Genomic DNA, 21,313 nt, shown 5'->3' with positions numbered 1-21,313 from the left:
CAATCGTGCACTCCGCCGTCGTCTTGACATCGAGAGGCGACACCATGGTCACAGTGACCGAAACGCGAGATGCGGTGCCGACGCCGACACCGCGCATCCCCGCGGATCCCGCCCGCCGACGCCGGTTCGGGACCCGGCGCGAAGGCCTCACGGGATGGCTGTTCATGACGCCGTTCGCCGTGCTGTTCGTGCTCGTCTTCCTGGTGCCGATCATCGTGTCGATCCGATCGTCCTTCTTCGCGCAGGTGCCGGCGGGCGACGGACTCTACGGCGGCGGCGAGCTCGTCGACACGTTCGTCGGCATCGAGAACTTCGTCACCGCAGCGACCGACGGCGCGTTCTGGACCGGGATGGGACGGGTCGTCCTCTACGCCGCACTGCAGATCCCGGTGATGATCCTCGTCGCTCTCGGTCTGGCGCTGCTGCTGGACTCCTTCATCGTGCGCCGACCGGCCGCCTTCCGGCTCTCCTTCTTCCTCCCGTTCGCGGTGCCGGGGATCATCGCGGCGATGATGTGGCTCTACCTCTACACACCGGCCGTCTCCCCCTTCCTCCCCTACCTTCCGGAGGGCACGGATCTCATGGCGCCCGGGACGATCCTCTTCTCGATGGCGAACATGACCACGTGGACCTACACGGGCTACAACATGCTCATCTTCCTGTCAGCCCTGCAGGCGGTGCCGCGCGACCTGTACGAGGCGGCCCGCCTCGACGGGGCATCCGGATTCCAGATCTCGATGCGCATCAAGGTGCCGCTGGTGCGGGGAGCGGCCCTCCTCGCGGTGCTGCTGTCGATCATCGGCACGATCCAGCTGTTCAACGAGCCGGTGGTGCTGCAGGCCGCGAACTCGTGGATGGGCAAGGACTTCACCCCCATGATGCTCACCTACAACACGATGATGGGCGAGATCTCGCCGTCCGGCAGCGGCCCGGCGTCCGCCTACTCCCTGCTCATGGCTCTGATCGCGGGCGTGCTCGCGATCGTGTACGCGCTGCTGCAGCGCCGGAAGGGCGACGCATGACCACCACGCGCCTCATCACCACCGAGGCATCCCCGCGCCGACGCCCCCGCCGCGCGCCCGACGTGGATGCTCCGCCGCCCTCGATCGCGCCCACCCCGGTCGCCCGGGCGTTCGGCATCATCGCGCTGGTCGTCGCGACGCTGTACTTCCTGGTGCCGGTCTACTGGCTCATCGTCGCGTCGACCAAGAACAACGCCGACCTCACATCGACGTTCGGCTTCTGGTTCGCCGAGTGGAACCTCGACACGAACTACGACAGCCTGATGGGCTGGACCCAGGGGTTGTTCTGGCGCTGGGTCGGCAACTCCATGCTCTACTCCGTCAGCGCCGGAGTGATCGGCACGCTGTTCGCGGTGATGGCCGGTTACGCGATCGCGAAGTTCGCCTTCCCCGGCAAGCGCATCGCCGTGGGCGTCATCATGGCGGGGCTCCTGCTGCCGGTCGCTCTGCTGACCGTCCCGCTGTACATCGAGTTCCACGCCCTCGGACTGACCAACACGATCTGGGCGATCATCATCCCCTCGGCGGTGTCGCCGTTCGGCGTGTTTCTCGGCATGGTCTACGCACAGTCGTCCGTTCCGACCGAGCTGCTCGAGGCCGCTCGCATCGACGGTGCCGGCGAGGGCCGCATCTTCTTCACGATCGTGCTGCGGCTGCTCGGTCCGGCCATGGTGACGATCTTCCTGTTCATCTTCGTCGCCACCTGGAACAACTTCCTGCTGCCGCTCATGATGATCTCGAGCCAGGATCTGAAGCCGGTGACACTCGGCCTCTACGGGATGGTCAGCTACTTCGCGCCCGACAAGGGAGCGGTCATGCTCGGTGCTCTGCTCGGCGTGATCCCGCTCATCCTGCTGTTCTTCTCCCTGCAGAAGTACTGGCGCTCCGGCCTCGCCGCCGGCGCTGTGAAGGGCTGATCCGCCCCCTCTCTCGTTCGCTCTCCTTCCCGCCTCCCGTCCGCCCTCAGCCCCCCCTGCTGAGGGCGGACTTCTGCGTGTGCACCCGCGGAAGCCTCGCGAGTGCACGGGTTGCTGCCGAGCGCGCGGGCTGCTCACGCGCCTAGGCCGTGCACTCGAGGGCAAGCCGTGCACTCGGCGAGATGACCCGCGGTGCGGTGTCTCTGGCGTCGCGGGTGCGGGTGCAGGGGCGGTTCGCGAGTGCACGGGCGGTTCGCGAGTGCACGGGATCTTCGCGCGTCTACCCCGTGCGCTCGAGCGCACGCCGTGCACTCGAGCGGCACAGGGCGCGGGTGCGGCGCAGGAGCACAGCACGACGGCCCGGAGGAGACTCCTCCGGGCCGTCGTGCGTCAGCGAGGTCAGCTCAGGCGGCGCCTCCGCAGCCAGAGGACCAGGCCGAGAGCGATCGCGGCCAGACCGACCGCAGCCGCCCCGGCCCAGAGGGCTCCGTCGGCGCCGGTCGTCGCGAGGTTTCCCCCACTGCCGGCCGCACCGGCCGTGACCGCGAGGTCCGCCCGCGCCAGCTCGACGCCCTGGGCATCGGTCGCGACGAGAGCGTGCGCCCCCGCCGGTGTCGCCGCGGGAATCGTCACCGTGGCCACGGCGTCGCCCGCAGCCGACGTCGTCACCTCGCCGATGCGCACCGGCTCGGAGTGCAGCCAGAGCTGGACGAGCGCGTCGGGGTCGAAGCCGGTCAGCTGCACGGTCACGCTCGCTCCGGCCGCGACCGAGCCGATGGATGCCGTGATGCGCGCATCCTTCCCCGGCTTGGCCTTCTTGACCTTCAGCGCAGCGCTCGCGAGTTCCGCGCCGGCCGCATCCTGCACGATCACCCGGTGCTTCCCCACCGCGGCATCGGCCGGAATCAGCAGTCGGGTCGTCAAGGCGCCCTCCGCATCGACCTCGGCATCCGTCAGCTTCACGTCATCGAGCCAGACCGAGACCGTCGACCGCGGCGCGAAGCCCGTGAGTGCCATGCCGACCGTCTCGCCGGCCCGCACCGAGTCGGCGTCGAGTCCGAGCTTCGGATCCGTCACCGGGTTGCACTCGCTCAGATCGTCCGTCGGCCGCGTCTCGGGGGTGTGCCCCTCCTGCGCGGCCGAGGTGCCGTACACGGCCATCTCGGCGACGGCGGCGAACTGCGTGCCCGAGATCGACGAGGTGGCGGTGACGCGGATGTAGCGGGCCGTGGTCTCCGCGAAGTCCACGTCCTGCCACTCGGCGACGTTCTTCCACTCCCCGGTCGCGACCGGAGTGTACGCCTGGCCGTCGGTCGACACCGCGACCTCGTAGCCCTTGATCGGACCGTTCTGGTTGGCCCCACGGCGCAGGTACGAGATGCCGTCGACCAGCTCCGCGTCACCGAGGTCGAACGTCAGCACGTGCGGGTACGACGTCGCGGCCGAACTCCACCGGCTGTGCCAGAACGAGCCGGCGTCGCCGTCGAGCATGTTCGCGGCCGCGCCGTCTTCCCCGGATGTCTCCTCGGAGTTCGCCGACGCGGTGATCTGCGCGTTGGGGATACGGGCCCGCGAGGACACCGACACCTCCTGGGTCGTGCTGACCGTGCGCACATCGCAGTCCGCGAGGTACGTCGCGGCGATCCCGATGCCGACGGCCGAACCGGCAGCATCCGCCGGCGCGGTCACGAGCCAGGTGGTCTGCACGCTGTCGCCGGCTGCGACCTCGTCGAACAGGTTCGTCGAGTCATCGGCGACCTCGACCACGTAGCCCTCCGGCACCTCGAGCTGCACGCCGATGTTCTCGACCGCGATGGGCTCGCTGTTGGTGAAGGTGGTGGTGAACGCGGTCTGGGCACCGGGGCTCAGGACGCCGGCTTCGCCGGACACGGTCGCGCAGGGAGTGCCGCCGGTCGTGGGGCCGAGGTCGGTGACCGTGAAGTCGTCGAGCACGAAGTCCACGTCCGGTCCGCCGACGCGCTCGAGTCCCACCCAGGTGTAGTCGCCGCATCCGACGATCACGTCCTGCGAGAACTCGGCCGTCTCCAGCGCCTGCGTGATCCCGGTGCGGCTGAGCGTGGTCGAGGTGATCTTGCCCCCGGCCACGGCATCCGTTCCGGTGAGCCAGCGGTACGCCCCGCTCGCGCCGACCTGGTAGTCGAAGCCGATGCGGTAGGAGTGCCCCGCCTGCAGCGGCACGAGGGTCGGGTCGGTGCGGTAGACGACCCCGTTGTTCTCGGAGTGCGACATGAGCGAGTGGTCGCCGGTGAGCGTCGTGTCCACCGCGAGCCCGGCGAGGGGCCCCGCGTCGAACGGCTTGGCGGTGTTGCGCCAGTCGCTGCTCGCATACGGGTCATGGCGGCGGGAGATGCTCGTGCGCGGATCGTCGATGCCGTTGGCATCGCCCTTCACGAACGGGCCCCATCCGGCTTCGTTGCCCTCGAAGTCGTTCGAGTACACCGTGCCGGCCGCGAACGGCGCCGTGGTGTCGGCCGAGACGCGGGCGTTGTCGATGCGAACCTTCGCGTCACCCGCGACGGCACCGATCGAGACCGTGACCTCACCGGATGCCGGAGCCAGGAACGACGTCGAGCCGCGCTGATAGTACTGGCCTGCCTTGGAATCCGCGCGCATGTAGTTGTAGGTGGGCGAGAGGCTCCAGGAGCGGGTCACCGCACCGGATCCCGTGTCGACCGAGACGCTCACGTCACGGGTCGCGGTCGGGTCGATCTGCACCTGCGCGGAGAACGCGTACCGCTGTCCGGGGGTGAGCCCGGTCACGGTCTGCGAGATCGACGATGCGGATGCTCCGAGCACGGCGATGTTGTCGCCACGGGACTCGTTCTTCGCGTTGCCGAGGTCGGTGCGCTCGATCGTCACATCACCCTGAGGGTTCCAGACGTCGAGCGAACCGGAGTTGAACCCCGGGTCGTCGAGGCCGGCATCGTGATACTCGACGGCCGCCCGCTGCGCACCGCCCTGCGGCACCACGACGTAGGCCGTGCCCTTGTCGCCGCTGAGAGTGAGCTCGCCACCCGTCGCATTGACGGTGCCGACCTTGACGCGTCCCCGGTCGCCGAGCTCGAACACGTCGAAGGCGGTGTTGCCGCGGAAGGCCTCGGTGAGCCCGAACGTCTTGTCTCCCCCGGAGGCCGAGTAGAAGTACATCTTGTCGGCATCGACCGGCGAGCCGGCATCCTCGTTCGACTCCAGCGACTGCCATGGCAGCAGGTACGAGTCGCCGCGCAGCACCGTGGCACCGTCCATGGTGATGACCCTGGTGGTTCCGTCCATGCGCACCGTGACGTCATCCGTGAGGGTCGCCTCGGCGCCCGCGTCGTAGGTGAGCAGGTCGAAGTGCTGCAGGAACTTGGTCGGCAGGCTCTGCTTCCAGATGTTGTCGACGAAGCCGTCCCAGTTGCGGTTGCCGACCCAGCCCTCGGCGTCGATCAGTCGCTGCTGGCCGAGCAGGGCGTCGTCGTTCCAGACGTCGGCCTGACCGTTCTGGATGAAGCGCACCATGGTGGAGTTGATGCCCTTGTTGTCCTTGCCGCCGTACGCGAGGTCGTTCGGCCAGTGTGACCAGACCGTGCTGTCGACGAACTTGTCGCCCCACTCGGTCGCGACCTCGAGGTCCATGCCGTTCAGCTCGTCTGCGAGCTCTTCGGCAACCCAGCCGTTGGAGTAGTACACGTCGATGTAGACGCCGCTGAGGCCGGGGACCTCGTCGCGCAGCTGCTGGAAGCGGTCGAGCACCCGTCCGGTGCCCAGGTCGGTCTGCTGGTTGATGTAGTACGACTGGTCGAGCCAGTTCCAGCCCGGCTTATAGGGAGCGGCGCCGTCGAGGATCGCGGAGTCGAAGGCGTTCGCCTGCGGATAGATCTCGGTGGCGTTCACGTGCACGCTCATGTCGGCGTTGAGCTTCGCGCCTTCATCGACGAGGTTGTTCAGGTCGGAGAGACCACCGGCACGCTCGTTGTAGTTCCCGCCGTAGTCGGTGTTCGCCGAGTCGTGGCCCTCGCTGCCGTAGCCCTTGTTGAGCACCCACTGGCCGAGGCCGTCGGTCTGGTTCGCGATGCGCTTGGTGTTGTCGAGCACCAGGTCGAAGTAGTTCGTCGCGCTGGAGGCGAAGTTGAACGGGATGCGGCTGACGACGCGTTCGGCGACGCGGTCGGCTCCGAGTCGCGGGGTGTCGACCTCGCGGTAGCGGATCGCGGCGTCCTGCCAGTCGACCGCGGAGTCGTCGTTGCGGTCAGCGGTGAAGAGCACGGTCACCCGGGGCAGCGCGAACGTCGTGACCCGATCGTCGACCGCGGTGGTCGGGTAGATCAGCCAGGCGCTGGAGCCGACCTCGGCCGTGCGCCCTGCCGCCTCGGTCACGCGTGTGGTGAGGCGGGTGTTCCAGGAGGCGGTTCCTCCGGAGGCCTGGGTGGTCGCGTTGGTGATCACGCTGCCGACGAGAGCGCCGTTGCCGAGGAACGCGAAGGCCGCGCCCTTCTGGCCGGTCGGCGTCGAGCCGTTCACCGCGATGTGCTCGTCGGCTTTCTTCGTGCTGTCGGGGCTGATCACGGTGCGGTCGAGGACCGATCCGGCATCCGACGCGCTGGCGGAGAGGAAGGCGTTGTCCGGCAGGCCCAGAGTGTTCACAGCGGCCGATCCTTCGACGCCGGTGACCTCGAACTCGACCGTTCCCGCATCGGTGACGCGGATCGTGCTGCGGATCGTGACGTCGATCCCGTCGAGCACCGACACATAGTCGACCCCGGATGCCGTCGCGGTGGCAGTGGTCACTGCGGCGTAGGCGGTGCCGTTGACCGCCCACTTCTCGGATGACGTGCGCTGTCCACCGAACGTCGCGCTGCCGACGCGGTAGCCGGTGATCTGCGGGAAGGCCTTCGCCACGGTCGCGGTCGTCCCGCCCCGGGTGATCTCGACCGTTTCGCCCGCCGAGGGGTTCTCGGGTTCGGTGACGATCGGCGGAAGCTCCTCGTCCGAGAGGATCTCGATCTCGCCCGCACCCCCGCCCGTGGTTCCCTGTGCGTCGATCACGAGCAGGGCCACGTAGCGGCCGTCCTTCGCGGCATCGAGCGCGATGCGCTGCTTCTCGTCGTTCGCGGTCGGGGCGTGCAGGGTCGCGGTTGCGGCGGCAGACCCCCACCCGCCCTCCGCCGGCGAGGTCAGCGCGACGGCGGCATCGTCCGTCACGTAGACCTCGACCGTCTTCGCGGCGACGCTCTGCCCCCGCTTCACCGAGTAGTCGAGCGCCTTCACCGAGAGCGAACGCTGCAGGTCGACGGAGATCCAGTGCGGGAACGGCGCGTTGACGGAGTACCGGGACGTCCACTGCGTGCCGAAGTCACCGTCGAACGCGCCGAGCGCGGTGCCGTCGAGTGACGGCGGCGCCGGATACGGATCGGATTCGCTCGACACCGCGTGCAGGCGATAGTCGGACTTGGGCACGGGGATGAGGTCGGCGGCCTGTGCGGAGGGCGCCTGGGCGAACACACCGCCGAATGCGAGCGCCGTCGCCAGCAGCGAGCTGACGGCAACGGCGGTGCGGGGCGGTCGGGAAGGTTTCGACACGTCTTGCCTCTCGAGCGGAGCGACACTCGGGAGAACAGACGCCCCGATGCGTCGCAGATGGATGCCATCGATTCGCATCGATGTTTGCGCTATCACTCTAGAGGCGTGAATCCCGCCGAATCAAGCATTAGGCGTGAGCGAGCGCAAACATTGGCCGAAAGTCACCCACGCTCCCACTCCCGCCCCCACTCCCGACTTACCCGCGAGTGCACGGGTTGCTCGCGAGCGCACGGGTTACGCGCGGCAACAAGCCGTGCACTCGACAACAAGCCGTGCACTCGGCACTACGAGCGCGCGAGCGAGGCTCAGGAGCCGATGAACTCCTCGGTCTCGCCGAAGGAGGGCTCCTCGCGGATCTCGACCGTCGCACCGAGGCCGTCGGTGTCGAGCACCACGATCTCGTTGCGTCCGACGCGCCACAGGGGCGCGGGCGCATAGAGCGTCTCCTGCGGACCCACCTTCCAATACCGGCCGAGGAGGAATCCGTTCACCCAGACCATCCCCTTCGATCCGCCGGGGAAGGCCAGCCACGCGTCGAGAGGCTCGGCGATGTCGAAGGAGGCCACGGCCACACCGTCGGACGCACCGGCATCCGTCTGCGCGACAGAGGCCGGAGCCTCCTGCGGGACGAGGCGATGAGTCCAGCCGTTGACCAGGCGGCGACCGATCATCACGCCGCGCATGATGCCCTTGCCCTCGCCGGTGTACGGCCCGTAGTTGATGCGTCCGAGACTCTCGACGACGATCGTCAGGCTTCCCGACCCCCCGACGCCGGGAAGCGCCAGCGTCGTCTCGCCGTCACGCTCGAGGACCCCGAGCGGTCGACGGTCGAGGAAGACCACGGCACGGTCGTGGAGCCCGTCGATCGTGAGCGTCGCATCGGCGGGGTACGACACTTCGGCCTCGTAGGCGACGAGACCGTCCTCGGCGCCGAGCTCCTCGAACGTGCGCGGTCGCGGCGCGACGCCCCCGGTCGCCGGAAGGCTCGCGACGAGGTCGAGCAGCGACGCACGCGGATGCAGGGCGGCAGACGCCGCAGCCTGTCGACGCGGCGGCGCGGGAATCGGAGGCAGCTCGCCCGCATGGAACGGCGCGAACAGGGCGCGCAGGGCGTGGAACTTCTCGTTGAGAGTGCCGTCCTCGCCGATCGGCGCATCCGAGTCGTAGCTCGTCACGGTCGGCTGCAGCACCCGGTCGTGATTCGCACCGTTCCAGAGCCCGAAGTTCGTGCCGCCGTGAGCCATGTAGAGACTGACCGATCCGCCGGCGGCCAGGAGCTCGTCGACGGTCCCACCGGCGCTGGCGGCGGATCGCACATGGTGCCGCTCGCCCCAGTGGTCGAACCATCCGCCCCACAGCTCGCTGCACATGAGCGCGTCGCCACCGCGTCGCAGCTCCACGGCCGTGGCGACACCCGTGCCGAAGGTGAAGGTCGCCATCGCTCCCGGCACGCTGCCGTGCTCGATCATGTCGCCCGTGATGCCGTCGGCCGTCGTGAGCATCTCGATCAGTCCGCGACGGCGGAGCCCGTCACGCAGGTGGGCGAGGTAGGCGGCATCGCTACCGAAGGACCCGTACTCGTTCTCGACCTGGATGGCGACGATCGGTCCGCCCTGTGAGGCCTGGAGGGGGACGAGCCGCGGGATGAGCTCGTCGTACCAGGCGTCGACCGCGGCGAGGAACTCGGGGTCGCTGGTGCGCAACGCCGCGACGCGCCCCGACAGCCAGAACGGGATGCCGCCGTTGGACCACTCCGCACAGATGTATGGGCTGGGCCGCAGGAACACGTCGAGACCGACCTCGCCCGCGAGGCGGATGAAGCGCTCGATGTCCCGCCAGCCGTCGAAGCGGATGTCGCCCTCTGCACGCTCGTGGAAGTTCCAGGCGACGTACGTGTCGACGGTGTTCGCGCCCATCGCCGCCAGTCGCCGGAGCCGGTCCTCCCACTGGTCCGGATGCACGCGGAAGTAGTGGATCGAACCGGCGAGGATGCGGTGCGAGACGCCCGCGCGGAGAATCTCCCCGTCTCGCCAGGTCAGGGTGGGCGCGTCGATCGGCGACGCGGCGTCCGGGGCGTCGACGGCAGCGGAAGAGCCGTCGAGAGCCGAGGCGAGAAGGTCAGGCATAGCGCTCCAAGCACGAGTGTTTGCGTTCACATTATCGCATCACCACGGCCACCGCCTCCTGATATTCCGCCGATTGATCGCTACCATTGGTCACATGTCACCACGCCGCCCCAAAGACGACCGCGCGCCCAGCCAGGTCGATGTCGCCCAGCTGGCCGGCGTCTCGACGCAGACCGTCTCGCGCGTCATGTCCGGACAGGACACCGTCCGCCCCGACACCGCCCGGCGAGTGATGGCCGCGGTCGAAGAGCTCGGATACCGTGTGCACGCCGCCGCCGCTTCCCTCGCCTCCGGCCGCACACGCGTGCTCGGCGTGATCGTCGTCTCGACCGACCGCTACTCGTCCGCAGCTCTCGGTGTCGGCATCCAGCAGGCGGCCGCGGCGAACGGATACACCGTGACCACGGCGGCGGTCGCCGATCATGCCTCTGCCGAGTCCTTCCTGGAGGCCTTCGATCGGCTCGAACGTCAGGGCGCCGAAGGCATCATCCTCGGCGTGCCGGTCGAACTCGACAGCCCCGCGATGCGGGCCCGCACCGAGCGCACCCCCGCCACCCGCAGTGAGCGCACCTCACTCGACGAGGATGCCCCGCTCGCCGTGGACCAGCGCGCGATCGCCCGTCTCGCCGTGGAGCATCTCCTCGACCTCGGACACTCGACCGTCTGGCACGTGTCGGGCGACGACTACTGGACCGAGACTCAGCAGCGCAGCGAGGCCTGGGAGCAGACACTGCGCGATCGCGGCATCGCACCACCCCCCGTCATCCCCGCCGACTGGACGCCCGAGTCCGGCTACCGCGCCGGCCGCACGATCGCGGCGATCCCCGAGGTCACCGCGGTGTTCGTCAGCAGCGACGAGATGGCATTCGGTCTGATCCGCGCTTTACACGAGGCCGGCCGCAGCGTGCCCGACGACGTCTCCGTGGTGAGCGTCGACGACATCGCCTTGGCGGCGTACGCCTCGCCCGCGCTCACGACCGTCCGCCAGCCGTTCGAGGCGATGGGGCGGGCGGCCGCTCTCCGGGTCATCGCCCAGATCGAGGGGCACGAGGCGGTCGGCGAGGTTCCGTCCACCGATCCTCAGCTCATCGTGCGCTCGTCCACCGCACCTCCGCGCTCGGCGCCGTAGGGCGAACAACCAGGCTGTCGACGACCGCGGCCGCTTGAAGCGCACAGTCAGCCTCGGGGATCGCCCCCACGCTACGGAACTTCATTCCTGCACTCGAAGCGTTCGCGCCGAGAGCCACCACGAACCGTCCTAGAGCCAGTAACATGTTACATTTATTGTGACGCGGGTTTCGTTCACAAATGGAGGTAACGATGCTTTCTCGAAAGAACCTTGGTATCTGGTCGGCTGCTGCAGCTGCTCTGCTGGGGCTGCTCGGGGCTGCTACGCCCGCGCAGGCGGATGAGCTGCCAAAGGATTCGTTCGCCGATTTCACGGAGTCTTTGGGCGTCTCTACCGCCACGGCACTTGCCCTCGAAGCGAAGTTCGACTCTCTAGGCGCGGTTGATCAGCACGCGCTTCTTTCCTCACTGGCGACTGAGCCAGACTCAGTCTTCGATCTGCGTGCGGAATCTGAGGCCATCACAGCGGTTCCTGCGACCCCTGCCGTCAAGGGGGACGCGCTGACGGCTACTACGACGAGGGGCTACATGGCCAAAGACTCTCAGACCGCGTACATGCTCGGGATTCCGGTCCAGACGTTTACTAATGAGTTCAAGTACGAAGCGACGTCGACCAGCGTGACGCGGGTTCTGAGCTGCGACGGGTGGCATTCTGGGGTCGGTGTCTCCGACTCGGTCAACCGCTCGAGCTACATCAGTAGCGGTCGGGGAACGTGCAGCGTGATCCATCACATGAGCTTTGTCGTCAAGGGCTCACCGATCACCTTCAACAAGCAGCACCTCATCACGACCAACGGCGGCAAGCCCTCGGCTTATGTCGCAACCGTTCGAACGGTATGAGAGTCGAGCGCACGACATCTGCTCAACTTGGGCAAGGCTCCTCCCGATGGTGGATCCTCACCCTCGCCGTGTGCGGAGGCGTTCTCGCACTGTTCACCCCGTGGGCGTTTCTCGTGGAAGCCGCTCTGCTCGCCTTCGTGATCTTCCGGTTGACGCGACGGCCGCCCCGCACGGAAGCGATCGTCCTCGTGGTGTCCATGGTTATCCTCACGGTCGTGCTCGTGGCGCTCGTCGCGGCAGGCATCGCAGTTGTCAACCTTGAAGGCACTTACGACGGGAACTCCATCCCGCTCCCCTGAGCTTCGGCGGGATAGGGCGGCAGGTCACCAGCGTCCGTGGCGGCGCTCCCACTCGTCCTCGACCGTGCGGCGCCGCCCGGCGACGATGCCCGCGGGGATCGCGACGATCAGCACACCGGCGATCACGAGCAACGGGATCTGCCAGCCGGCGGTCGTCTCGTGGAGCAGCCCGATCAGCAGCGGGAAGGTGGCGGCGATCGCGTAGCCGATGCTCTGCACGAAACCGCTCAGCGCGACGGCACTCTCCGAGGTGCGGGCACGGATGCTCAGCAGCACGAGGCTCAGCGGGAACATGATGGCCGTGAGCCCGAAGATGCTCACCCACAGCGGCAGCGCGACCGTCGGGAACAGCAGGAGACCGGTGAGCCCCACCAGACCGCCGATGACGGCGACGAAGAAGAGTGGGCGCGTGGCCTGGAAGCGGACGACGAGGATCGGCACCAGCAGGGAGCAGGGCAGGCCGATCAGCGCGAACAGGGACAGCAGGAACCCGGCGGTCGCCGGGGTCACCCCGCCGATGTCGACCAGCATGGTCGGCATCCAGGCGAACGAGACATAGGCCATGGTCGACGAGGCGCCGAAGACGACCGCGAGCGCCCAGGCGAGCGGCAGTCGCCACAGGCGAGCGAAGTGACGCCGGTTCGCCGGCTGGGAGGAGATCGGGCCGGTCGCGGTCGCCACCGCATCCTGGAAGTCGTCGACTCCGTCGGTGGGGTCGGGGACGAGAAGCTCGGTCTTCACCGGCTCGTCGCGGCGCGACCCGTTCTTGAGCAGCAGCGCGACCCACGGCACGAGCGCGATCCCCGCGACGATGCCCCACATCCCCAGCGACACCCGCCAGCCGAGGGTGTCGGCAACCGGAACGGCCGCCAGCGGGGGCAGGAACGTCGACACCGCCAACGTGGTCGAGTAGATCGTCATCACAATCCCGAGCCGATCCGGGAAGTACTTCTTCACCAGCGGCGGCAGGAGCACATTGCCCGAACCGACGCCCGCGAACACGACCACCGTCGCTGCGAGCAGGCTCGTCGAATCCACCGCGAACCCGCGCAGCAGCATGCCCAGCGCCATCAGCGTGATCGCGGCGACCGCCATCCGCTCCAGACCGAATCGCCGCTCGAGCAGCGGGGTCAGCAGCCCGAAGAGCGCGAAGCACACGGGCGGGGCGGCGCCGATCAGACCGACGACCGCAGTCGGCACCGGGAAGTCGGCGGCGACATGATCGATCACCGGCGACAGGGAGGCGACCGCCGACCGCAGCGAGAACGCCACGAGGACGATCCCCACCAGAGCGAGAGCCCGACCGTGCCACAACGGTCGTGCACTCGGCATCGTCATGAGGTCTGTGACCCCTCCACCCACGCGAGGTATTCGTCCGAGACCGTGCCCGTCACATAGCGGCCGTCGAAGCAGCTCATGTCGAGGTCGGTGAGGACGGAGCCCTCGATGATCGCGGCCTTGAGGTCTTCGACCTCCTGGTAGACGAGGTGATCGCAGCCGAGTTCGGTGGCGATCTCGGGGATCGTGCGCCCGTGGGCGATGAGCTCGTGACGCGAGGGCATGTTGATGCCGTAGACATGCGGATGCCGCACCGGCGGAGCCGCGGAGGCGAAGGTCACCGAGGCGGCGCCGGCATCCCGCGCCATCTGGATGATCTCCTTGGAGGTCGTCCCCCGCACGATCGAGTCGTCGATCAGCAGCACGTTCTTGCCCTGGAACTCGGTCGACATCGCGTTGAGCTTCTGGCGCACGCTCTTCTTGCGCACCGCCTGCCCCGGCATGATGAAGGTGCGACCGACGTAGCGGTTCTTGTAGAAGCCCTCGCGGTACTCGATGCCGAGCTTGCGCGCGACCTCCATCGCGGCGGGCCGCGAGGAGTCGGGGATCGGCATGACGACGTCGATCTTGTCCATCGGCACGTGCTTGGCGATCGTGTCGGCGAGACGGTCGCCCATGCGCAGACGCGACTCGTACACCGAGATGCCGTTCATGACCGAGTCGGGACGCGCGAGGTAGACGTACTCGAAGGCGCAGGGCGCGAGCGTCGCGGCCGTGGCGCACTGCTGGGAGAACAGCTCGCCGTCGTTGGTGATGAAGACAGCCTCGCCGGGCTCGACCTCGCGGACGACCTCGTAGTCGCCGTTCTCGAGCACGAGCGACTCGCTGGCGACGACCCACTCGTCCTTGCCCTCCGCACCGGGGACCGTCGAGGGACGACGCCCCAGGATCAGCGGACGGATGCCGAACGGGTCACGGAATGCGAGCAGCCCGTATCCGGCGATCACGGCGATCACGGCGTAGGCGCCTTCGATGCGCTCGTGCGTGCGGGCGACGGCCTCGAACACCCGCTCGGCGTCGAGGTCGACCGTCGACGTCGTGTTCTGCAGCTCGCCGGCGAGCACGTTGAGCAACAGCTCGGTGTCGCTCGACGAGTTGAGGTGACGGCGGTCGCGCTTGGCCATGTCGGCCGTGAGCTCACGCGTGTTCGTGAGGTTGCCGTTGTGGATGAGGATGATGCCGTACGGCGCGTTCACGTAGAACGGCTGCATCTCCTCTTCGTTCGATGCCGTGCCCTTGGTCGCGTAGCGCACGTGGCCGAGGCCGACGTTGCCGAGCAGCGCCCGCATGTCACGGGTGCGGAACGCCTCGCGGACCATGCCCTGCGCCTTGGCGTTGTGCATCACGCCGTTCGCCTCGGCGGTGGCGATGCCCGTCGCATCCTGGCCGCGGTGCTGCAGCAGCAGGAGTGCGTCGTAGATGTCCTGATTGACCGGGGCAGAGCCCACCATTCCGACGATGCCGCACATGGGCTCTTACTTCGCTCCGTCCGCGTAGGCGCCGACCAGGCGCACTGCTCCACCGTCGACGCCCTTGGCGCCCTGCTCGAATTCGCCGGCCGGACGCGGGCCGAAGCCGACGGTCCCGACCTGCCACGAGGGCATGCCCTCGGCGTTCAGCGCCGCGATCGCGGCATCTTTCTTGTCTGCGGCCACCACGGCGAGGAAGCCGATGCCGAGGTTCCAGGTGCCCTCCGCGGACTCGAGCGTGGAGCCGGCGATGTCGCTGAGCACCCGGAAGACGGGGCTCGGTGACCAGCTACTGCGGTCGACCTCGGCCCAGCTGCCCTGCGGGAGCACGCGCGCGAGGTTCGCCGCGATGCCGCCGCCGGTGACGTGACTGAGCGAGTGCACACCGCCACCGAGCTGCTCGATGAGACGCAGCAGGGGAAGAGTGTAGAGGCGGGTCGGCTCGAGGAGGGCCTCCCCCCAGGTGGTGCCGAAGTCGGCGGCGTTGTCGCCGTAGCCGATGCCGGCACGCGTGACGATGTGGCGGACGAGCGAGTAGCCGTTGGAGTGCAGTCCGCTGGAGGCGACCGCGATCACGGCGTCACCGTCCTGCACACGATCCGCGCCGAGGATGGCATCCGCCTCGACCACGCCGGTGGCCGCACCCGCGACGTCGTAGTCGCGCGGGCCGAGCAGTCCGGGGTGCTCCGCGGTCTCGCCGCCGACCAGCGCGGTGCCGGTGGCCGAGCACGCTTCGGCGATGCCGCGCACGATGTCGGCGATGCGCTCGGGAACGACCTTGCCGCAGGCGATGTAGTCGGTCATGAAGAGCGGCTTCGCGCCCACCACGACGATGTCGTCGACCACCATGCCGACCAGGTCTTGCCCGATCGTGTCGTGCTTGTCGATGGCCTGCGCGATCGCGACCTTCGTGCCGACGCCGTCGGTGCTGGTCGCGAGCAGCGGGCGACGGAAGTCGCGCAGCGCGCTGGCGTCGAACAGGCCGGCGAACCCGCCGACACCGCCGAGCACTTCGGGGCCGTGCGTCGCGCGCACGGAAGACTTCATCAGCTCGACGGCGAGATCACCTGCAGCGGTGTCGACGCCGGCTTCGGAATAGGGATTGGTGGGGGAGGCAGCCACGCCCCCAGCCTACCGCCCACAGGCAGTCCGACTCTCCGCGAGAGACGACCTCGGATCCGGACGCTCTCCCCGCCTACGATGGGGCCATGGCCGACAAGCCGCAGTGGCTCATCCGCGAAGACGCGAGCGTTCCGGTGCTCGTCGCGCTCGCGCTGCGCCAACAGCTCGGGATCCGGGCGCCGGAGGACCTTCCCGCCCTCCGCGATCTCGCCGTGCGCGCGCCGGACGCGACCGATGCCTCGCCCGCGGTGGAGGAGCAGTGGCGGCGCTACTGGGACATGACGGTCGAACCACGCGCACATCCCTCGGACGTGCCGCTCGAACTCATCGACGGGTTCGACACCCTCGTGGCCCTGCCCGCCACCGGCGCGGAGGAGCTCGCCACGGCCATCGCCCCGCAGGCGACATCCGCTCTCCTCTACGCGCACGCCGCGCACGACCGGTATGTGAGCTCGATGAAGAGCCACACCGGGGGCGACGCCTACCGCGCCTATGCGAGCGCGATCGCGGAGTTCGAGCGCGAGGTCGGCCGTCGCGCGCACTCGTTCGAGCTGAACGTGCAGGTGCTGCCGCTGTCGCAGCGCGGCATCTGGTGGATCGGAGACCTCACGGTCGCGGTGACCGACGGTCTGCGCCGCGACGTGGTGGCCTTCGACACCGCCATCCGCCCCGTGATCGCCGAGCTGGCGTAGCTCTCAGTCCTCGACGACGGTCTCGCGGTCGACCTGCACGACGCGGTCGTGCCGACGGGCGATGCGCTCCATCACGAGGCCCGTGACGCCACCCAGAGCGATGCCGATCGGCACGGTCCACAGCAGCAGGAAGCCGAAGACCTGCCCCGGCGGGTAGACGATGTCGAGGGCCTGCGACTCATCGAAGCTGCCCGTCCAGGTGAGGATGCCGGCGGCGATGATGCCCAGCACGACGCCGATGCCCATGAGCACGCCGTACCGCGGCACACGGCGCACGGTCGCTTCGACGGTCTGGTGGGAGTCGGTGGGGGCCATACGTCCATTGTCCCACCGTCGGCGGATGGCGGGAACCGGTTCAGCGGGCGTCGCGCCGGTCCCGGCCCTGCGAGGCGAGCATTTGTCGGGAGGAAGTACGGATGCCGGAGCGATCAGGCCGATTGCTCCCTGCATCCGTACTTCCTCCCGACATCCGTACCGGGGCTCTCGACTCAGACCTCGGTCGTCGTCTCGGCCGTCTCGTCCTTGCGGTTGCGCCGGGCGATCAGCACACCGCCGGTCGCCGCGAGCGCCACGACCACCAGGCCGCCGACGATCCACGGCCACACCGGGGCGCCGTCTTCGTCTGCGGGCTCGGTCACGGCGGTGACGGCGGTGGTGGCTTCGGAGTCGACCTCGGCCTCCTCCTCCACCGCGACGCCGCACTCGGCGTCGACCGGGATGACCGCGGTCACCGGGTCGAGCGCCTCGCCGGCGGCGTAGGTGCCGAACGCGGCCGCCCCCGCCTCGGTGAGTGTCGTCGGGATGGCGTCGAACGAGAGCTTCCCGTCGACGACCGCGGCATCACCGAGGGCGAACTCTGCGAGGCGGACGGCCTTCTGGTCGACGCTCTCGCCACCCTGCGTGGTGCCGCTCACGTCGAAGACGAGGTAGCCCTTGTCGCCGGCGAGTTCGAGCCGCGCGTTCGCGAGCGTCGTGTTCAGCGCGCCGTCGTGGCCGGTGAAGGTGATGCTGCCGCCATAGGTGATGACACCGGCGAGCGTCTTGTCGTCGAACGACCCGGTGCCGCTCTCCCACACGTAGTCCGGGTAGCGGTACTCGACGTCGGTCAGGGTCCAGCCGCCCTTGGCGATGCCCTCGATGTACGTGCGGAACGACTCCTTGTAGCCCCACTGAAGCGTGGCGCCCTCGACCGTGCACGCACCGATCACCGTCTTCGCGCGGGTGAGCGTGAATGCCAGACCACGGTCGACCGAGCCCTGCAGGGTGAGCGTGTGCGCGCCGTCTTCGAGGCTGGCGGGCAGCGTGCCCGACCAAGTCGCGACGCCCGCGGCATCCGCGGTCACCGTGTCGAGAAGCACCGGGGTCGAGTACACGACCACCTTGATGCCCTCTTCGTTCGGCTGGAATCCGGATGCGGTGATCGTGGCCGACTGCCCGGACTCGAGCGCAGCGAGGTTCTCCGCGTCGACGTCGATGCCGTCCGATGCCGGCGGCGCCGCGGGCAGGGTCGTCTTCGCCTTCACGGCGGCCGCAGCCACGGTGCCCGTGTTCCCGGCAGGCGCCGCGGCGACGGAGCCGATCGTGAACGTGACCGGGTTCAGGTCGGTCGAGTACCCCGACAGCACCCGATCGCGTCCGGCCGCGGTGAGCGATGCCGGAGCCGCGGTGTAGGTGACGGCACCGTTCGCCGAGACGCGCGCGGCCCGCGAGAGGTCGAGCGTCGCGAACGGCACCTGGGCACCGCCACTCGTCACGGACAGTGTCGCCGCGCCCGCCGAGGTGATGCGGATCTGCGGGTTCGACACGGTCACGTCGAGCACACCGTGGTGTCCCGTGAAGCGCACCGATCCCCGGTAGACGACGCTGCCGAGCCCGGTCTTCACGTCGAAGTCTCCCCCGACGGTCTGCCCGAACTGGAACTGGCTGCCCGAGCGCGTCGCGCCGTCGGAGACCGAGATCGCCCCCTGCGCGATGCCGCCCGTGACGTACTTGGCGAAGTCCGAGGAGATCGCCCACCGGAGCGATCCACCGGGCACGCTGGCCGGCGGAGTCGTCGGCGTCGTCGGCGGCTTCGGGTCGGTGGGCTTCTCGCCGAACAGCGTGCGCCACTGGGCTTCCGTGATCGTCACATCGCCACGCACGTAGATCGTGTCGGCGGTCGGCATCGTGTGCTGCTTCCACACGATCACCTCGTACGACTTCGTGCGGTCGAGGTTCTTCGCCGCCGTCGTGAGATCGACCGCGAACGCGCCGAACGTGATCTTCGTCACGTACTGCATCGCGAGGAATCCGCCGCCGGCCGTCACATCCGCCTCGGTGCCCTTCTCGATCAGCGCGGCATACGCGCCGGCAATGTCGCCCAGCTTCGAGGCCGCGGCCGTGACGGTCAGGCCGTCCTTCGCCGTCGCCGTCTTCACGGTCGCGCCGAGGGCGGGGCCCTCCGGGAAGATCGCGTTCCACTGCTCATCACTGACCGGCGCGGTGGCACGGGCGTAGATGGTGTCGGCGTTCGGCATCGTGTGCTGTTTCCAGACGATGACCTCGTAGGACTTGGTGCGGTCCAGCGTGTCGGCGGCCGCCGTCAGATCGACGCTGAACGCGCCGCCGATGATGCCCCGCACGTACTGCATCGCGAGGAATCCGCCGCCGGCCGTCACATCCGCCTCGGTGCCCTTCTCGATCAGCGCGACATATGCACCCGTGATGTCACCGAGCTTCGAGGCCGCCGCCGTGACGGTCAGGCCGTCCTTCGCCGTCGCCGCCTTCACCGTGGCGGTGAGGCCCGCAGTGTCGCCGTAGTTGAGCGCGACGCTCTGCTCCTGGTCGGCGTTGACCACGCCACCCGCTGCGTACGTGTAGATGCCGTACGCACCCGGGGTCGCTGCCGCGTCCTTCAGAGTCAGGGTCGCCTCGAACGTGCCGTCATCCGCGATGTCGACCCACTGTGCGCGGATCGCCCCCTGATACTGCGAAGGAACCTGGTTCAGCACACCCTCGGAGAGCGCCCAGACCTGCGCTCCGACCGAGCGCGTCGACGACGCTGCACCGGTGGACGGCTGCCACGCGGAAGCGAAGTTGCCGAACACCACGTAGGTACCCTGCGGCAGGTCCTTCGGAATCGGGACCCCGCGACCGCCGACATTGGCCGCCGGGTCGTAGCCGGAGCCCTTCACCACGACCTTGTCGCCCGCCTTGAGAGCAGCGGTGCCGGCCGGCGTGGTGCCATCGGCCAGGAACACCTCGATCGCCGGGGAGAAGGTGGGGTCGACGAGCGCGTCCCACTCGGCATCGCTGATCGTGACGGCGCCGCGCGCATAGATGGTGTCGGCGTTCGGCATCGTGTGCTGTTTCCAGACGATGACCTCGTAGGACTTGGTGCGGTCCAGCGTGTCGGCGGCCGCCGTCAGATCGACGGTGAACGCGCCGCCCGTGATTCCCCGCACGTACTGCATCGCAAGGAACCCGCCGCCCGAGGTGACCTCCGCCTCAGTTCCGGCCTCGATCAGTGCGGCGTACGCACCGGTGATCGCGCCCAGCTTCGAACCGGATGCGGTGACGGTCAGCCCGTCCTTCGCGGTCGCGGTCTTCACGGTCGCGGAAGCGACAGCGGTCTCGGAGTAGGTCAGGGCGATGCTCTGCTCCTGTGCGGCGTTGGTAACTCCGCCGGCACCGTAGGTGTAGACGCCGTACGAGCCGGGGGTCGCTGCCGCGTCCTTCAGCGTCAGGGTCGCCTGGAACGTGCCGTCATCCGCGATGTCGACCCACTGTGCGCGGATCGCACCCTGATACTGCTGCGGCACCTGGTTCAGCACACCCTCCGACAGCGCCCAGGCCTGCGCTCCGACCGAGCGCGTCGACGATGCTGCGCCGGTGGACGGCTGCCACGCCGAGGCGAAGTTGCCGAACACGACGTACGTGCCCTGCGGCAGGTCCTTCGGGATCGGAACCCCGCGCCCGCCGACGTTCGCCGCCGGGTCGTAACCCGAGCCCTTCACGACGACCTTGTCGCCGGCCTTGAGGACCGTGCCGGTCGCCGGGGTCGCGCCGTCGGCGAGGAACACCTCGATCGCCGGGGAGAACGGTGTCTCACCCGGATCGGTACCCGGATCGGTACCGGGATCGGTGCCCGGGTCAGTCCCGGGATCGGTGCCCGGGTCAGTCCCGGGATCGGTGCCCGGATCGGTACCGGGATCGGTGCCCGGGTCAGTACCGGGATCGGTTCCCGGGTCGGTTCCGGGGTCCGTCCCCGGATCGGTACCGGGATCGGTGGGCACGGGACCGAACACGGCGTCCCACTGCCCCGCGGAGATCGCGACGTCGCCGCGGCCGTAGATCGTCGTCTCGTTCGGGTTCGAGTGCTTCTGCCACACGAGCACCTCGTAGGACTTCGTCCGATCGAGCGAGCCGGCCGGCGCATCGAGCGTGAACGTGCTCGCCCCTCCGGCGACGGTCGGCATCACAAACGCCGCGTATCCGCCACCGCCGCTGAGGCCGGATTCCGTGCCCTTGACGATGAGGGCCGCGTAGGCGCCTTCGACCTCGGGCAGGCCGCTCGCCTGCACTTGCACGCTCACGCCGGACGTGGCCGCGGAGGCGACCGTCGCCGTGACCGTGGCGCCGGCAGCATGCGCGGGCGGGACGATCACCGCACCGGCCGCGACGAGGAGGAAGGAGACGAAAGCGGCGAGCAGCACGCGTATGCGGGTGCTCGCTGAGGATGCTGTGGCTGTGGCGTTCACGGTTCTCCACGGCTCCGGGCACGCAGAAGAGCGCGCGC

At 68.8% G+C, this 21,313-nt stretch carries 13 protein-coding genes; 6 read left to right on the top strand and 7 right to left on the bottom strand.

What is annotated here, in order from left to right:
• The first annotated feature begins 44 nt into the window (after nucleotides 1-44).
• On the top strand, nucleotides 45-1,022 hold the full coding sequence (locus tag CQ034_RS08915; RefSeq protein WP_258134152.1) for a carbohydrate ABC transporter permease: 978 nt from the start codon (nucleotides 45-47) through the stop codon (nucleotides 1,020-1,022).
• Nucleotides 1,019-1,939 (top strand): carbohydrate ABC transporter permease, encoded by a 921-nt coding sequence (locus CQ034_RS08910; RefSeq protein ID WP_105710754.1) that lies wholly within the window; start codon nucleotides 1,019-1,021, stop codon nucleotides 1,937-1,939. The genes CQ034_RS08915 and CQ034_RS08910 overlap by 4 nt, the downstream gene beginning before the upstream one ends.
• Before the next feature lie 399 nt (nucleotides 1,940-2,338).
• Here the strand turns inward: CQ034_RS08910 and CQ034_RS08905 are convergent, their stop codons facing one another.
• Both CQ034_RS08905 and CQ034_RS08900 read right to left on the bottom strand, forming a co-directional pair.
• On the bottom strand, nucleotides 2,339-7,522 hold the full coding sequence (locus CQ034_RS08905) for an endo-alpha-N-acetylgalactosaminidase family protein (protein ID WP_105710824.1): 5,184 nt from the start codon (nucleotides 7,520-7,522) through the stop codon (nucleotides 2,339-2,341).
• A gap of 305 nt (nucleotides 7,523-7,827) precedes the next feature.
• The gene (locus tag CQ034_RS08900; RefSeq protein WP_105710753.1) at nucleotides 7,828-9,648 is read right to left on the bottom strand and encodes a beta-galactosidase family protein; all 1,821 of its coding nucleotides are present in this window, start codon (nucleotides 9,646-9,648) and stop codon (nucleotides 7,828-7,830) included.
• A 94-nt stretch (nucleotides 9,649-9,742) separates the two neighbouring features.
• Between CQ034_RS08900 and CQ034_RS08895 the strand changes: the two genes are divergently transcribed.
• The 3 genes from CQ034_RS08895 (at nucleotide 9,743) to CQ034_RS08885 (ending at nucleotide 11,915) form a co-directional block, all read left to right on the top strand.
• Nucleotides 9,743-10,777 carry a LacI family DNA-binding transcriptional regulator gene (locus CQ034_RS08895; RefSeq protein WP_105710752.1) on the top strand — a complete coding sequence of 345 codons (1,035 nt, stop codon included), beginning with the start codon at nucleotides 9,743-9,745 and terminating at the stop codon, nucleotides 10,775-10,777.
• Between the two features lie 191 nt (nucleotides 10,778-10,968).
• The gene (locus CQ034_RS08890; protein ID WP_105710751.1) at nucleotides 10,969-11,616 is read left to right on the top strand and encodes a hypothetical protein; all 648 of its coding nucleotides are present in this window, start codon (nucleotides 10,969-10,971) and stop codon (nucleotides 11,614-11,616) included.
• 113 nt (nucleotides 11,617-11,729) lie between these two features.
• The gene (locus tag CQ034_RS08885) at nucleotides 11,730-11,915 is read left to right on the top strand and encodes a hypothetical protein (protein WP_146114823.1); all 186 of its coding nucleotides are present in this window, start codon (nucleotides 11,730-11,732) and stop codon (nucleotides 11,913-11,915) included.
• Nucleotides 11,916-11,939: 24 nt separating this feature from the next.
• Here the strand turns inward: CQ034_RS08885 and CQ034_RS08880 are convergent, their stop codons facing one another.
• The 3 genes from CQ034_RS08880 to purM are packed head-to-tail and all read right to left on the bottom strand — an operon-like array spanning nucleotide 11,940 to nucleotide 15,844.
• Nucleotides 11,940-13,253, bottom strand: a complete 1,314-nt coding sequence (locus CQ034_RS08880) for a CynX/NimT family MFS transporter (RefSeq protein WP_105710749.1) — start codon at nucleotides 13,251-13,253, stop codon at nucleotides 11,940-11,942.
• Nucleotides 13,250-14,722 (bottom strand): amidophosphoribosyltransferase, encoded by a 1,473-nt coding sequence (gene purF / locus CQ034_RS08875; RefSeq protein ID WP_029263719.1) that lies wholly within the window; start codon nucleotides 14,720-14,722, stop codon nucleotides 13,250-13,252. The genes CQ034_RS08880 and purF overlap by 4 nt, the downstream gene beginning before the upstream one ends.
• A gap of 6 nt (nucleotides 14,723-14,728) precedes the next feature.
• Nucleotides 14,729-15,844 carry a phosphoribosylformylglycinamidine cyclo-ligase gene (gene purM, locus CQ034_RS08870; RefSeq protein WP_029263720.1) on the bottom strand — a complete coding sequence of 372 codons (1,116 nt, stop codon included), beginning with the start codon at nucleotides 15,842-15,844 and terminating at the stop codon, nucleotides 14,729-14,731.
• Nucleotides 15,845-15,930: 86 nt separating this feature from the next.
• Between purM and CQ034_RS08865 the strand changes: the two genes are divergently transcribed.
• Nucleotides 15,931-16,536: a zinc-binding alcohol dehydrogenase gene (locus tag CQ034_RS08865; RefSeq protein WP_105710748.1), complete on the top strand. Its 606-nt coding sequence runs from the start codon at nucleotides 15,931-15,933 to the stop codon at nucleotides 16,534-16,536.
• Nucleotides 16,537-16,539: 3 nt separating this feature from the next.
• Here the strand turns inward: CQ034_RS08865 and CQ034_RS08860 are convergent, their stop codons facing one another.
• Both CQ034_RS08860 and CQ034_RS08855 read right to left on the bottom strand, forming a co-directional pair.
• On the bottom strand, nucleotides 16,540-16,851 hold the full coding sequence (locus tag CQ034_RS08860) for a hypothetical protein (RefSeq protein ID WP_029263722.1): 312 nt from the start codon (nucleotides 16,849-16,851) through the stop codon (nucleotides 16,540-16,542).
• Nucleotides 16,852-17,024: 173 nt separating this feature from the next.
• Nucleotides 17,025-21,275 (bottom strand): HtaA domain-containing protein, encoded by a 4,251-nt coding sequence (locus tag CQ034_RS08855; protein ID WP_146114822.1) that lies wholly within the window; start codon nucleotides 21,273-21,275, stop codon nucleotides 17,025-17,027.
• Nucleotides 21,276-21,313: the final 38 nt, after the last annotated feature.

Origin of the sequence: Microbacterium sp. MYb45, from assembly GCF_002979655.1 — a bacterium.
GTDB lineage: Bacteria > Actinomycetota > Actinomycetes > Actinomycetales > Microbacteriaceae > Microbacterium.
Note: the sequence above shows the minus strand (reverse complement) of the source record. Positions and strands in the feature narration are given on the sequence as shown.

What these genes read in the sequence shown, in the direction of transcription:
- CQ034_RS08915 (WP_258134152.1), top strand. Translation starts at nt 45, where the DNA reads ATGGTCACAGTGACCGAAACGCGAGATGCGGTGCCGACGCCGACACCG.
- CQ034_RS08910 (WP_105710754.1), top strand. Translation starts at nt 1,019, where the DNA reads ATGACCACCACGCGCCTCATCACCACCGAGGCATCCCCGCGCCGACGC.
- CQ034_RS08900 (WP_105710753.1), bottom strand. Translation starts at nt 9,648, where the DNA reads ATGCCTGACCTTCTCGCCTCGGCTCTCGACGGCTCTTCCGCTGCCGTC.
- CQ034_RS08895 (WP_105710752.1), top strand. Translation starts at nt 9,743, where the DNA reads ATGTCACCACGCCGCCCCAAAGACGACCGCGCGCCCAGCCAGGTCGAT.
- CQ034_RS08890 (WP_105710751.1), top strand. Translation starts at nt 10,969, where the DNA reads ATGCTTTCTCGAAAGAACCTTGGTATCTGGTCGGCTGCTGCAGCTGCT.
- CQ034_RS08880 (WP_105710749.1), bottom strand. Translation starts at nt 13,253, where the DNA reads ATGACGATGCCGAGTGCACGACCGTTGTGGCACGGTCGGGCTCTCGCT.
- purF (WP_029263719.1), bottom strand. Translation starts at nt 14,722, where the DNA reads ATGTGCGGCATCGTCGGAATGGTGGGCTCTGCCCCGGTCAATCAGGAC.
- CQ034_RS08865 (WP_105710748.1), top strand. Translation starts at nt 15,931, where the DNA reads ATGGCCGACAAGCCGCAGTGGCTCATCCGCGAAGACGCGAGCGTTCCG.
- CQ034_RS08860 (WP_029263722.1), bottom strand. Translation starts at nt 16,851, where the DNA reads ATGGCCCCCACCGACTCCCACCAGACCGTCGAAGCGACCGTGCGCCGT.